Genomic DNA, 15152 nt, shown 5'->3' on the forward strand with positions numbered 1-15152 from the left:
GCACCTGCGCCTGGCCGCCGAGCTTGCCGTCGGTGCCGACCTCACGCGCGACGCGGCTGACCTCGCCGGCTAAGGAGAGCAGCTGGTCCACCATGGTGTTGATGGTTTCCTTGAGTTCCAGGATTTCACCCTGCACGTCAACCGTGATTTTCTTGGACAGGTCGCCGTTGGCCACGGCAATCGTCACCTCGGCGATGTTGCGCACCTGGCCCGTGAGGTTGGAGGCCATCGAGTTGACGTTGTCGGTCAAATCCTTCCAGGTGCCGGCCACACCTTCCACTGCGGCCTGGCCGCCGAGCTTGCCGTCGGTGCCAACCTCGCGCGCCACCCGGCTGACCTCGCCGGCAAAGGCGTTGAGCTGGTCCACCATGGTGTTCATGGTTTGCTTGAGCTGCAGGATCTCGCCCTTGACCTCGACGGTGATCTTGCGCGACAGGTCACCGCGCGCAATTGCGGTCGCCACATCGGCGATGTTGCGGACCTGGCCGGTCAGGTTCGACGCCATGAAGTTCACGTTGTCGGTCAGGTCTTTCCAGGTACCGGCCACGCCCGGCACCTCGGCCTGGCCGCCGAGCCGGCCTTCGGTGCCGACCTCGCGCGCCACCCGTGTGACCTCTGAGGCAAAACCGTTGAGCTGGTCCACCATGGTGTTGATGGTGTTCTTGAGTTCGAGAATCTCGCCCTTGACCTCCACCGTGATCTTGCGCGACAGGTCGCCGCGCGCCACCGCGGTGGTCACGTCGGCGATGTTGCGGACCTGGCCGGTCAGGTTGTTGGCCATGGAGTTGACGTTGTCGGTCAGGTCTTTCCAGGTGCCGGCCACGCCACGCACCTGGGCCTGGCCGCCGAGTTTGCCGTCGGTGCCGACCTCACGTGCGACGCGGGTCACCTCCGAGGCAAAACCGTTGAGCTGGTCCACCATGGTGTTCAGGGTGTTTTTCAGTTCGAGAATTTCGCCCTTGACGTCCACCGTGATTTTTTTGGACAGGTCGCCGTTGGCCACGGCGGTGGCCACGTCGGCGATGTTGCGCACCTGGGCTGTCAGGTTGGACGCCATCGAGTTGACGTTGTCGGTCAAATCCTTCCAGGTGCCGGCCACACCCAGCACCTGCGCCTGGCCGCCCAGCGCGCCTTCGGTACCGACCTCGCGCGCCACCCGGCTGACCTCGCCGGCAAAACCGTTGAGCTGGTCCACCATGGTGTTGATGGTGTTCTTGAGCTCGAGAATTTCCCCGCGCACGTCGGCGGTGATTTTTTTGGACAGGTCGCCGCGGGCCACGGCTGTCGTCACCTCGGCGATGTTGCGCACCTGGCCAGTCAGGTTGGACGCCATGAAGTTGACCGAATCGGTCAGGTCCTTCCATGTACCGGCGACACCGGGCACGGCGGCCTGGCCGCCGAGCTTGCCTTCGGTTCCGACCTCACGCGCCACCCGCGTGACCTCGGACGCGAAGCCATTGAGCTGGTCCACCATTGTGTTGATGGTGTTTTTCAGTTCGAGAATCTCGCCTTTCACGTCCACGGTGATGGTCTTGGAAAGATCGCCGTTGGCCACGGCCGTCGTTACCTCGGCAATGTTGCGCACCTGGCCGGTCAGATTCGAGGCCATGAAGTTGACGTTGTCGGTCAAATCTTTCCAGGTGCCGGCGACGCCGGGCACCGCGGCCTGGCCGCCAAGTTTTCCTTCGGTGCCGACCTCGCGCGCCACCCGCGTGACTTCGGATGCGAAGCCGTTGAGCTGGTCCACCATGGTGTTGATGGTTTCCTTGAGCGCCAGGATCTCGCCCTTGACCTCGACGGTGATCTTGGACGACAAATCGCCCTTGGCGATGGCGGTGGCCACACCGGCGATGTTGCGGACCTGGCCGGTCAGGTTGGACGCCATCGAATTGACGGAGTCGGTCAGGTCCTTCCAGGTGCCGGCGATGCCGGGCACCTGGGCCTGCCCGCCGAGTTTGCCTTCGGTACCGACTTCCCGCGCCACCCGCGTCACTTCTGACGAGAAGCCGTTGAGCTGGTCCACCATGGTGTTGATGGTTTCCTTAAGCTCCAGGATTTCGCCCTTGACGTCCACCGTGATCTTGCGGCTCAGGTCGCCGCGCGCCACGGCGGTGGTTACGGTAGCGATGTTGCGCACCTGCGAAGTCAGGTTGTTGGCCATGGAGTTGACCGAATCGGTCAGGTCCTTCCAGGTGCCGGCCACGCCGGGCACCACGGCCTGGCCGCCGAGCCGGCCGTCGGTGCCGACCTCGCGCGCCACCCGCGTGACCTCGGAGGCGAAAGAGCGTAGCTGATCAACCATGGTGTTGGTCGCTTCCTTGAGCTGCAGGATCTCGCCGCGCACGTCCACCGTGATTTTTTTGGACAGGTCGCCGTTGGCCACGGCGATGGTCACGTCGGCAATGTTGCGCACCTGCGCGGTCAGGTTGCCGGCCATCTGGTTGACAGAATCGGTCAGGTCTTTCCAGACACCGGAAACGCCCTTGACCTGGGCTTGGCCGCCCAGCTTGCCTTCGGTGCCAACCTCGCGCGCCACCCGCGTCACCTCAGAGGTGAAGACCGAAAGCTGCTCGATCATCGAGTTGACCAGCTTCGCTGAACGCAGGAACTCGCCCTTGAGCGCACGGCCGTCCACCTGCAGGTCCATGGACTGCCCCAGGTCGCCCTTGGCGACCGCGCCTATGGTGCGGGCAATGTCGGTGGTTGGACGCACCAGGTCGTCCATCAGGGTGTTCAAGGACAGGATCTGTTCGGCCCAGCCGCCAACCGCGCCGGGCGCGGACATGCGTTGTGACAGCCGGCCTTCCTTGCCCACAGTGGTGCGCACGCGCTCGGCTTCAAAAGTGATGTGCCCGGCGTTCCGGATTGCCTGGTTGAATGCCTCGGCGATGCGGCCATCGGTGCCGGACCAATCGGAGGGCAGCCTGGTCTTGAAATCACCGTCAGACAAAGCCATCATCGCGGCCAGGATTTGGCGCGAGCGCGCTTCGGCCAGGTGAGCGTCCGGCATCGCCAAGCCAGGCAATGATGCGCTGTCGGCTGCAGCAGGGCTCTTTCTGGAAGCACGGGAGCCCGCCTTGGGCTGGTTTTTTTTGCGGCTGCTTGTTTGAATGGCCTGGTCCATGGTGCCTGTCGCTCTCTACGTAGGTTGGCGAGGACGGGCGGCGGGCTGGGCACCGCCCGTACATTTTGTATCACTCACGAGTGTCCCTGTGCTGGCCCGGTTTGGATGTAGGACCTGTCTGACGTGCGCCTGTTGCATCTCGCTCATCGGAGGGCGCCGCGAGCGCTAAATGGTAAACCATGTGGTTGCTACGCCACAAGCCACAGAGCGATACCGTCGGTAAGCTGCGGAACCGCCCGTTTTCGTCGCACGGCGTCAATGTTTGGCGATGCGACGCGCGCCTGAGGCATCCTGAAAGCGTTGGTTCAGTGTTGCGCGCTGTTTATGCAAGAAAAAACCGTCTTTAGCCCTTATTCCACATGCGCAAGCAGCTATTGATTTGATAGCGCGTCGTGCGTCATATCGCAGCCCGTACCAGCAGCCGCGCTTGTATCGGCAACTGCCCCAGCACCACGGTTTCGCCTTCGGCCAACACACGATCAGGTGTGAAGTCGGTGTCATTGTCCAGCGCACCGATACGTTGCCAGCGCAGCGTCACCACCCGTTCGCCGTCCAGCCTGAAGGTGATCTCGAACGACGGCCAATGCGCGGGCACGCGCGGTGACAGCGACAACACGCCTTGCCGCACCGACAGACCGAGCAAGGTCTCCAGCGCCGCACGGTGCAGCCAGGCAGCGGAACCGGTGTACCAGCTCCAGCCGCCGCGACCCACGTAAGGCGGCGAGCCGTAGATGTCGCCGGCCATCACATAGGGTTCGAGTTCGTAGGCCGGGCCGCGCGTCGGGTGTCGGCTGCGGTGGGCGGGGCTCAGCGCCTGGAAGCTTTTCCACGCCGCCTCGTTGTCGCCAGTTTGCGCCTGCGCCATCAAGGCCCAGACACCGGCGTGGGAATACTGACCGCCGTTTTCACGCACGCCGGGCGGGTAGGCCTGGATGTAGCCGGGGTTGTTGGCCGAGTTTTGCAGCGGCGGCGTCAGCAGGCGCAGCAGGCCGGCATCGCTGTCCACCAGTTGATCGTTCATGGCCTGCATGGCGGGCACGGTGAATTTGTCGGAAGATGCACCGGAAAGCACGGCCCAGGCCTGGGCGATCAGGTCGATGCGGCATTCGTCGTTCTGCGACGAGCCTAGCGGCGCCCCGTTGTCAAAGAATGCGCGGCGGAACCAGGCGCCGTCCCAGCCGTGGCTGTGCAGCGCGCTGATCCAGCCGGCGCGCGCGTCCAGCCACTTTTGCGCGCGTTCGCCTTCGCCGCGAGCCTGGGCCAGCGGTGCAAACTTTTCCACCACGGCGCAGAGGAACCAGGCCAGCCAGACTGATTCGCCCTTGCCCTCGTGGCCAACGCGGTTCATGCCGTCGTTCCAGTCGCCGGTGCCCATCAGCGGCAGGCCGTGTAGGCCGGTGGGCAGGCTGCGATCAATCGTACGCGCGCCGTGTTCAAACACCGAGGCGGTTTGACCGCTGACCTGGGGCGCGTAGTAGGCGTCTTCTGCGCCTTCGGGGATGTGCGCACCGTCGATGAAGGCCACCTCCTCGTCGAGCAGCGTCGTGTCGCCAGTGACATCCAGGTAATGCGCGCAGGCAAAAGGCAGCCACAGCAGGTCGTCGGAGAAGTGCGTGCGAACGCCTTCGCCGCCGGGCGCGTGCCACCAGTGCTGCACATCGCCTTCGGGGAACTGGCGCGAGGCGTTGAGCACAATCTGGTCGCGCAGGCGGCGCGGCTCGATCAGCGCAAACGCCATCGTGTCCTGCAACTGGTCGCGAAAACCAAAGGCGCCGCCGGCCTGGTAAAAGCCGGCCTTGGACCACAGGCGCGACGTCAGCGTCTGATACAGCAGCCAGCGGTTAGCCAACGCGTCGAACAGCGGGTCGGGGGTGCGCACCTCCACCTTGCCGAGCAAGCCGGACCAGTAGTGTTTGATGCCGTCCAGCGCTTGCGCCAGATCCCGGCCTTGCCAGTCGCGCGCGAGTTGTTCGGCCTGCGCGGCATCGGGCGCATGGCCCAGCAGGAAGGCGAAATCCATTTGTTGCCCGGCTTTCAGCGTGAAAGTGCCTGACAAGGCGGCACAGGGGTCCGCCGCGTTGCCCGACTGCTGGTTCAGCACTTCGGGCAGCACCAGCCGGCCGGCCACGTCGAAAAACTCGCTGCGGTCGCAGGTCCATTGCGGCGGGTCAGTCAGGCCCGCCAGCGACAGGAAGGCGCTGCTGCCACCGAAACCAGCGCGGCTTTCACGCTGCTGCGCAAGCACAGTGGGCTGGTTCGGGGCTTTCCAGCCGCGCACCGTGCGGCGTTCCTGGCGCGTGCCGCCCAGTTGCCATTCCAGCATGGCCAGTGCGCGCAGATGGCGCGGCTCGCTGCCCTGGTTGTGCAGCTTGACGGCCACCACCTTGACGGCCTCACTGCGGTCCACAAAAAATGTGGTCTCCACGGCCAGCTCGCCATGCCGGCAGGTGAACACCGTGTAGCCCTGGCCGTGGCGCACTTCGTACGTCAGCGCCGAACGGCTTTCGGTCGAGGGGCTCAAGGCCAGCAGCTTGAGCGTGTCGGCGTCCTGCAGCAGGTAGTGTTCTCCGGCCGGGTCCTGCAGCGGGTCGTTGGACCAGGGCGTGAGCTGGTGCATGCGGCTGTTGACGGCCCAGGTGTAACCGGCCCCGGCTTCGGACACCTGGAAGCCGAAGGATGGATTGGCGATCACATTGACCCAGGGGCGCGGCGGCCTGTGCTGGCTGTCCACCGTGAAGCGGAACTCCCCGCTCGCAGCATCGAACTGGCCCACGGGTGACCGGGCTGCGGCAACCGGTGCCGCAGTAGGATCGGCCAAAACCGCACTCGGCGCTGGCGGGCTGGCCGGCACGGCGCGGCGGCGCAGGCCGGTGGCCCCCTGCAAAGCCGCCAGTTGCTGCTCCAGCGGGCGCCCATCGGCGATAAAGATGAAGCGCGCCAGGCCGGCCAGCACGGCTTTTTCCGAGGCCGCGATCTCGTGGTCGCGCAGCAGGAAAAAACCGCCGGCGTCGTTACGCGGGAAGCTGTTTTCCGACTGCTGGTGCATGCGGTCGCGCAGCGCAAGAATGCCCTGCTGCAGGGGCATGAGGTAGGAGTTGACCTCGCTGTTGACGATCACCACGTCCACCGCCAGCCCGCCAAAACTCCACAGCGGCTGGGCACGCAGCAGCGCATCCACCAGCGCCAGGCCGTTGCTCGAATGAATGCGCACCAGCACGATGGGCTTGTCGCCGGACAGGCCAAAGCGCCAGAGCTGGCGCTGGTCCAGCAGGGCGCGTTCGGTCTGCGGCCGGGTAGCGGTGTACATCAGCGCAGTGTTGATGTCCTGCAGCGCCGCGTTGCGCTCCGGCGCGACGCCCAGGTCGCGCAGGCGCACCTGCGCCAGTGTGGCCGCCATGCGGGTAGCGCGCTCGACGTGCATCGGTTGCAGGTACTTGTCGATGCGGGCTATCAGCTCCTCGCTGGTTTCTGCCGCTGCGGTCGCAAAACTCAGGCGCGCCATGCCGCCGGCGGCAATCCGCACACGCACACGCAGGCCGGCCACCGGGTCCAGCCCGTTGATCGGCGTGCCGCTGTCCTGCGTGGCTTGTGCCAGCAGCGCGGGCTGGGCTGGCAGGCGGTTGCGGCCGAGGAAGGCGCGCCGGTCGGCGATGCAGTGGATGGAGTGCACATTGGCGTCGACCGCCGCCAGAAAATGCGCCACCGCCATGGCTGGGTCACCCTGGAGTCTGGGCTTGCGCGAGAGCATCAGGGCGCGCCAGGGTGCGTGCCAGCGCGTGTCGATAAACAGGTTGGAAAAAGCCGGATGCGCCTCGTCGGCACGCGGATCGGCCAGCACTGCCTCGAAACACGACACCACATCGAGCGTGATCTCGTGCGCCGACTGATTGAGCAGGGTGACGGTGCGCAGTTCGGTGTCGTCTTCCGGGCTGACCAGCACGCTGGTGGTGGCTTCCAGCTCCAGCGACTTGGCCTGGAACTCGACCCGGTCGGCCAGAAAAGTGGCTTTGTAGCTCCAGTCGGGGTGGGGCGCCGGGTGCGAGGTCAGCGATGCCACTCGGTCCAGACCCGTGCTGCGCAAGTAAATGAAGCTGCCATAGGCATCGCGCAACAGATCGTCGCGCCAGCGCGTGATGTTTTTACCGCGCCAGCGGCTGACCCCCGCGCCGTTGGCGCGCAGTGCCACGCTGTAGGCGCCGTTGGACAGCAACTGCGTGGGCTGCCAGCCGGAGGCGGCGGGATCGAGTTCGCGCGAGTGGTACAGCGCGTCTTCCCGCAGCTCATCCGGCTCGGGCAGGCTGCGCGGGTCGGCACTTTCAATGATCTGGCGTGGCGTTTTTTCATGCAGCAGCGACTCGTAGGCCTGGATCAACGGGGCGGAGGAGAACCAGCGGCGCGGCGCTTCCCGGCAGAGCACATTGCAAAGCGCCACCAGCGACATGCCCTGGTGATGCGCCATGAAAGTGTTGACCACGCTGAAGGCTTGCGCGCCGGGCTGCCGGGCGACGGTGAAGTCGATGGCGTCCACAAAACCGTAGTCACCGCGTGCCCCCGCCATCTCTAGCTGGCGCAGGTTGGCCACGGCTTCGCGCGGCGTGAACATGCAGGCCATCACGCTGGCATAAGGCGCCACCACCCGATCACCCGGCGGCGTGCGGCGCAGCGCCAGGCGCGGCACGCCAAACGGTGAATACTGGTAGGCCAGTGTGTGGTCTTTTCCGAAGTAGGCCGACTCGGAAACACCCCAGGGCAATTGCTGCGCACGGCCAAAGGCCTGTTGCTCCATCACCGCTGCCAGCCCCGAGATGTGCAGCAGGCCTTGGTTCGGCTCGTACATCACCAGCGAGGGCATCAGGTATTCGAACATCGAGCCCGACCAGGACTTCAGGCCGGGTGTGATGCCCACGGTCAGGAAGCTGCGGCCCAGCGCCTGCCAGTGGCGGCGCGGCACATCGCCCTTGGCGATCGCGAGAAAACTGGTCAGCCGCGACTCGGACGCCATCAGGTCGTAATAACTGGCGTCGAGCGCGTGTTCATGCACCCGCAGGCCGATGTGGAAAAGATGGCGCTTGGGGTTGTACAGGCCGCTGAAATCCATGGCCATGCAGAGCTGGTCGCAGTGCGCCGCAATCTCATTGAGGTGCAGGACGTGGTCGGGCGGGGTGTTCTCGCGCGTGCCAAGCTGCCGGGCGGCTTGCGCGACGGCAAGCAGGTGGCCAGCGAGGTTGCCGCTGTCCACGGTGGATACATAGGCCGGCGCCAGCACTTCCAGCGTCCGGGTGTCGTACCAGTTCAGCAGGTGGCCCCGGTGTTTGGGCAGGCGCTCGACCGTGCCCAGTGTGGCTTCCAGGCGAGTGATCAATTCGGCAGTGGAAATCCATTCGAACTCGCGCGCACAGGCCACTGCCAGCAGGTACATGCCGATATTGGTCGGTGAGGTGCGGTGCGCAATCGTCGCTTCAGGCTCCATCTGCAGGTTGTCGGGCGGCAGGTGGTTGTCGTCCGCGCCCACGCAGCGTTCAAAAAACTGCCAGGTCTGGCGCGCAAGCAGCTCAAGGTAGTCGCGGTCGTCGTCTGCCAGTACCCGCGATGGGGCGGCGGGAATACTGGCCCACCAGGCCGGCAGAGGCGCCAGCGCCCACAACAGGAACAGCGCAGGTCCGGCCCAGGGGTAGGCACTCCAGCAGGCGGCCAGGGCCAGCAGCAGGCACAGTGCCGTGCTTGCCCCATGGTTGCGCAGGAAGACTTGCAGGCTGTAGCGCGCCGAGGCCTGGGATTGTGCGGCAGTGGTCCATTCGAGCAGCTTGCGCCGGCTCACCGCCATGCGCCAGAGCGCACGCACGATGGCGTCCAGCATCATGGCCGACTGCGCAAACAGCTGGCTGAACTGCCAGGCGGTGGCCGCCAGGCTGCGCAGCACATCACGCACGCCGACGTCGAAAAAATGCAGCCAGGCGATGCCGCGCCGCGTCGGCACCAGGCCGGCCAGCGCGCCCATCAGTGGGCCTGCCAGCAGCGCCGCAATCACAAAGCCCAGTGCCGTGGCCAGGGGCAACGCCTGCGTGACGATGACCCAGACCAGCAGCAACAGGCTGGCCGGTGCGATCAGCGAGCGCCGCAGGTTGTCCGCCATGCGCCACAGGCCCAGCCCGTCGATGCCGAAACGGCCGGCGTGCAGCATCAGGGGCAGCAACTGCCAGTCGCCGCGTGTCCAGCGGTGCACGCGCGCGGCGGCAACGCCGGCATGGTGCGGGTGGTCTTCCATCAGCACCACGTCGCCCACGTAACCGCAGCGCGCAATGCTGCCTTCGAGCAGGTCGTGGCTCAGCACGGCACCGTCGGGCATGCGGCTGCTGAGCACCGTGTGAACCGCCTGCACATGCAGCAGCCCCTTGCCGGTGAAACTGCCCATGCCGAACAGGTCCTGGTAGAGATCGGAGACGCCGCTGCTGTAGGGATCCAGCCCGCCCTGGCCGGCAAACAGGGTGTGAAAGGGCGAGCGTTCATTGAGCGCCGGCAAAGGTGTCACCACGCGCGGCTGCAGGATGCCGTAACCGGCGCTGACACGCCGGCGCACCGGGTCGATTTGCGGCGCATTGAGCGGATGCGCGGCGATGGACACCAGCTCACGCAGCGAACCGGCTGGCAGGCCGGTGTCGCTGTCCAGCGTCAGCACATACCGTATGCCTTCGGCCAGCCTCATCTCGGGAATGGCCGGCACAAACAGTGGGGTGGTGCCCTCGGCGATCTGCCGCAGCAGCATTTCGAGTTTGCCGCGCTTGCGCTCCCAGCCAATCCAGCGGCCCTCGGTGGCGCACCAGGTGCGCGGGCGATGCAACAGCACAAAACGCGCGGGCTCTGACTCGCCGGCCGGGTAACCATGGTTCAGTGCGTTGATTTTTTCAAGCGCGTCGTCCAGCAGGGCCTGGTCGCCGGGCAGGTGCTCGGCGTCGGCGTCGATCCAGTCCGTCAGGAGCGCGAACTGTGCATGGGTTTCCCGGCTGGCCAGCCAGTGCAGACTCAGGCGGTGCGCCAGTTCGCTGTTGGACGATGGCGAGCTGAGCATGCACGGAATGACAACCAGCACGCGGTGTTCAGCCGGGATGCCTGCCGTGAAGTCGAGCCGGGCCAGCGGCTGGATGCGGGTCGACTCGGCCACCAGCCTGTGAATCAGCGCTGCGACAGCCTCGGAGGCCGGCAAGGCCGTCAGCAGCACTGCCACCCAGACCGTCCATGGAAGGTCGGACAAATGATGCACGGCCGCGTAAAGGCCCAACGCGGTGCCGCTGATCCAGACGGCGGCATACAGGGGAAGACGCCAGGAGTGCCAGTTGAGGGCGGCCCGACGCGTTGCGGTTGACAGGGTGGCCGGATGCAGCGCCGCCTCCAGCGCCGCCAGTCCGGGGCCGATCAGGTAGTAGCCTGCCGTCTGCGCGACTGCGGGCAGACCGGGTTGTGTCGCCGCTGCCAGCACGGCCTCGGCGACGCTGCGCTCGGACCGGCCGCTTTGCTGCGCCAGCCTTTCCAGGGCCCGCGTGATCTGCTGGCGCGTCATTTCGCTTTCCATGGAAAAACTCGGCAGACGGCGCAACACCTGTAGACAGTGGCTGACCGGCTCGATCAGCTCGGTCCACTCGACCTGGCCGATCAGCCGCAGCGTGGTGATGATGTTGCTGACCGTCAGGTTGGCCTCAACCTGGGTGGTTTGCGCCTCGCCAATCAGGCCCAGCCCGTCCGCGCAATGGTGTTCAGTCCAGGCGACCAGTGGCGGCTCGGACTCTTGCCGCTCGGCAGGCATGCGTTGCCAGAGTTGCGTCAGATAGCTGCGCTCGAGGCCTCGGTGTTGCATGTAGCTGTGCAGTTCGTCGAGGTCCTGCACGCTCAGCGCCTCGGCCGCGTCCCACGCAGCGTGCGCGACTTCCCGTGCCACCTTGTTCCAGGCGATGCGGTCGGCCATGCGCCGCAGGTTTTCCAGCAGCACCACACGCAGCGTGGTGGGCAGGGCCCAGAGTTCGCCCAGCGTCAGCTCGCTGACCTCCTGGTAGGCGTTCAGAAAAGCCGTGAACAGTTCGGGATCCAGCACGCTGTCGGTGTGGGCGACATAGGCCCAGGCGATGCCGTACACACGCGGCAGGCCTGCCAGCGGTTTGTCCGCGAGTTTGGGCAGGTCCGCATAGTAGCGGTGCGGCACGCCTTCCTGGATCTGCTGGAGTTGCGCCTCGATCAGGTGAAAGTTGTCCAGCAGCCATTCGGCGGCCGGCGTGACGTAATGGCCGCGTCGCGAGGTGATGGAGATGTAGTCGTAGGCTTCGCGCAGGCCGGTGATGTTTTCCTGCACACGCGGGAAAAACTGCGGCCCGTCCCTGCTGCGGTCGGTGGGACGGATCGCCTGCGCCTTGGCCAGGCTGCGGCCGTGCTGTTCAAAACGGTGGGCGCCGAACAGTTCGGCGCGTATCGGCTGCTGTATCTCGCCGTGGCGATCAAGAAGTATTTTCCTGGCGTAGGGGGTGAGGGTTTCCAGGCGGTTGATGACGACCGTTTTCACACCCTCATGCCAGGATGATCAGGGCCAGGCCCAAGCCCAGGGTTGCCAGCACAGCCACCGTGACAATGCGCGGACTCAGCGCGCCGTGTGCCGACTGCAGTGCGGAGTGCACAAAGAAAAAACGGCTGTGTGAACTGGCGCAATGGTCCATGTGGGAGGCTAGTTCTGCCGCGTCTGTAGACACGAAATCGGCATGCGCGGGTGACGGATCGGTCCCAAATTTAAAGGTATTCATGCTGTGCGCTCCGGCGATAGCCATGGCTAACGCCGCGCAGCGACATACCGGCGTGTTATTCCATGTTGCTTTGATGCTATGCCGCGTTGCCCCGCGCCGCCATCGGACGCCGCTGGTGTTGGCCTAGGACTGGGACTACAGGGGGCGGGGGCCGGACCGCGCGGCGTTCGCAATGGTTTTTCCGCCGCGCGCGGGTACGGTTCAACCGGTGTTGCGCAAACCTGCCGCGATACCGTTGATCGAGATATGGATGCCGCGCTGCACGCGTTCATCGGCCTTGCCTTCGCGGTAGCGCCGCACCAGCTCCACCTGCAGGTGGTGCAGCGGGTCGATGTAGGGGAAGCGGTGGCGTATCGAGCGCTGCAGCGCGGCATTGCCTGCCAGGCGTTGTTTGTCGCCGGTGATCAGGCCCAGCGCTTCAGCCGTGCGGTGCCATTCGGCTTCGATCACGCTGAAGATCTTTTTGCGCAGCCGCGTATCGCTGACCAGCTCGGCATACCGCGAGGCCAGCGCCAGGTCGCTTTTGGCCAGCACCATGTCCATGTTGCTGAGCAGGGTCCGGAAAAAAGGCCACTGCTTGTACATTTTCTGCAGCAGGGCCAAGGCCTCCTTGCGGCTGGCCGGCGTGCCGCCCGCGCCCAGCATCTGCTCGATGGCTGATCCGAAGCCGTACCAACCGGGCAGGGTGAGGCGGCACTGGCCCCAACTGAATCCCCAGGGAATCGCGCGCAGGTCCTCGATCTTCTGCGAGGCCTTGCGGGACGCCGGGCGCGAACCGATGTTGAGCTCCGCGATCTCGCGAATCGGCGTGGCGTTGAAAAAATATTCGGTGAAGCCGGGGGTCTCATAGACCAGCGCGCGGTAGGCCGCCATACTGGTCTGCGACAGCTCGGCAGCAGCTTGCAGAAAGGCCTTGGTGGCGGGTTTGGTTGGCTGCAGCAGCGTGGCTTCCAGCGTGGCGGCCACCAGGGTTTCGAGGTTGCGTCGGCCGATCTCGGGATTGGCGTATTTGGAGCCGATGACTTCGCCCTGCTCGGTCAGGCGGATCTGCCCGCGCACCGTGCCCGGTGGCTGCGCCAGGATGGCCTGGTAGCTCGGGCCGCCGCCGCGGCCGACGGTGCCGCCGCGGCCGTGGAACATGCGCAGCTGAATGTCGTGTATGCCTTGGGCCCCCACGCTTGCCACTGCGTGTGCTGCGCTGCTCCCCGAGGGGGCTGCCGCGCCTTGGGACGGCGCGGCGGCGCGGCCTGTCAACTGGTCGAAAAATTCCACCAGCGCGATTTCGGCGCGGTACAGTTCCCAGTTGCTGGTGAAAATACCGCCGTCCTTGTTGCTGTCCGAATAGCCCAGCATGATGTCCTGCTCGCCGCCGCTGCGTTTGACCTGTTGCGCGATGCCGGGCAGCGCGTAGTACTCGCGCATGATGGGCGCGGCATTGCGCAGGTCTTCAATCGTCTCGAACAGCGGCACCACGATCAGGTCGTGGGTGGACTTGTGGTCGGCCGCGCCGCCGGGCCGCCCCAAGGCGCGGGCGCCCCTCTGGGGGGCAGCGACAGACCCGAAGGGCTGAGCGTGGGGGTCGTTGAGAATGCCGCGCATGAGCCCGACCTCTTTTTGCAGCAGCAGGACCTCCAGCAGGTCGCTGACGGTTTCGGTGTGGCTGATGATGTAGTGGCGGATGGCCTGCGCGCCGAAGCGCTGGCGCATGACACGTGCCGACTCAAAAATCGCGATCTCGCCGCGCGCATGGTCCGAGTAGGCGGCGCCTACCACGCGCAGGGGCCGGGCTTCGTTGAGCAGCGACAGCAGCAGCTCGCGTTTGGCCGCTTCGTCCAGGCTGGAATACTTCGGCTCGATGCGTGCGACCGCCAGCAGCTCGGCGATCACTTCCTCGTGTTTGTCCGAGCTCTGGCGCAGGTCCACTGTGGCCAGGTGAAAACCGAAGACTTCCACAGCGCGCATCAGCGGATGCAGGCGCTGTGCCACCAGCGCACCGCCGTGGTTGGCGCGCAGCGAAGTTTCTATGATGCGCAGATCGGCCAGAAAGTCCTCGGCGCTCAGGTAAGCGTTTTGCGGCGCGACCGCATGGCGTGCGGCATCACGGCCGGTCAGGTCCTTCAGCGAGGCGGCCAGTCTCGCGTAGACACCGGTCAGCGCGCGGCGGTAGGGCTCGTCGAGCCGGTGTTCGTTGATGTCGGGCGAACGCTCAGCCAGGCCCCGCATCTCGGGCGTGAAGTCCACCAGCATGGCTGACAGCGAGAGCTCGCCGCCCAGGTAGTGCACCTCGGTCAGGTAGTGGCGCAGCGCGACTTCGGACTGGCGGCGCAGGGCGTATTCCAGCGTGTCGGCGCTGACGTTGGGGTTGCCGTCGCGGTCGCCGCCTATCCACTGGCCCATGCGCAGAAAGCTGTGCACCGGTTGGCTGCCGAGGGCACGCTCCAGCTCGGCATAGAGCTTGGGGATTTCGCGCAGAAAGGTCGATTCGTAATAACTGAGCGCGTTTTCGATCTCGTCGGTGACGGTAAGTTTGGTGAAACGCAGTAGCCGCGTCTGCCAGAGCTGCATCACGCGCGCGCGTAGCTGGGCTTCGTTGGCGGCCAGTTCGCGCGGGGTCAGCGCGTCGCGGCTGGCATTCACCGCCAGCGCATGCGACTTGATATCGTCGCGCGCTGTCAATAGCTGCGCGATGTCGCGTTCAGCGTCCAAAATGCTTTTGCGCTGCACCTCGGTCGGGTGCGCGGTCAGCACCGGCGACACATAGGCATGGGCCAGCGTGGCCGAGATGGTTTTGGGCGAGATGCCGGCCCAGCGCAGGCGGGACAGCGCGACTTCGATGCTGCCTTCCTGGGTGTCGCCGGCGCGTTCATGGATGGCGCGGCGGCGGATGTGGTGGCGGTCTTCGGCCAGGTTGGCCAGGTGGCTGAAGTAGGTGAAGGCGCGGATCACGCTGACCGTCTGGTCACCTGACAGGCCCTTGAGCAGCTTCTTCAAGGTCTTGTCGGCTTCGGTGTCGGCGTCGCGGCGAAAGGTCACCGAGAGCTTGCGCACCTCCTCAATCAGCTCATAGGCGGCCACCCCTTCCTGCTCGCGGATCACGTCGCCGAGAATGCGGCCGAGCAGACGGATGTCCTCGACCAGCGGCCTTTCGTTGTCCTTGGCGCGGGCGCGCGGGCGCTCACTGGTTGCCGAGGCCTCCGCAGGCAGGTCGCGGGAAGGTTTTACACGCGCCGTTGTCACCATGGTGTCCC

The 15152-nt window shown here is 65.6% G+C and carries 4 protein-coding genes; all 4 read right to left on the reverse strand.

Annotated elements, in window-relative coordinates; all coding sequences use genetic code 11:
• Window positions 1-3010, reverse strand: a 3010-nt coding sequence (locus Q8O29_RS11095; protein ID WP_305562736.1) for a HAMP domain-containing protein, incomplete at its 3' end; no start/stop codon positions are given.
• 511 nt (window positions 3011-3521) lie between these two features.
• Window positions 3522-11669, reverse strand: a complete 8148-nt coding sequence (locus Q8O29_RS11100) for a GH36-type glycosyl hydrolase domain-containing protein (protein WP_305562738.1) — start codon at window positions 11667-11669, stop codon at window positions 3522-3524.
• A gap of 4 nt (window positions 11670-11673) precedes the next feature.
• Window positions 11674-11904 (reverse strand): hypothetical protein, encoded by a 231-nt coding sequence (locus tag Q8O29_RS11105; protein ID WP_305562740.1) that lies wholly within the window; start codon window positions 11902-11904, stop codon window positions 11674-11676.
• A 201-nt stretch (window positions 11905-12105) separates the two neighbouring features.
• Window positions 12106-15144: a phosphoenolpyruvate carboxylase gene (locus tag Q8O29_RS11110; RefSeq protein WP_305562742.1), complete on the reverse strand. Its 3039-nt coding sequence runs from the start codon at window positions 15142-15144 to the stop codon at window positions 12106-12108.
• Window positions 15145-15152 lie beyond the last annotated feature (8 nt).

The sequence above is a fragment of the Polaromonas sp. genome (genome assembly GCF_030689685.1).
Taxonomy (GTDB): domain Bacteria; phylum Pseudomonadota; class Gammaproteobacteria; order Burkholderiales; family Burkholderiaceae_C; genus Polaromonas.

Coding starts and splice junctions, on each gene's coding strand:
- Q8O29_RS11105 (WP_305562740.1), bottom strand. CDS start 11,904: ATGAATACCTTTAAATTTGGGACCGATCCGTCACCCGCGCATGCCGAT.
- Q8O29_RS11110 (WP_305562742.1), bottom strand. CDS start 15,144: ATGGTGACAACGGCGCGTGTAAAACCTTCCCGCGACCTGCCTGCGGAG.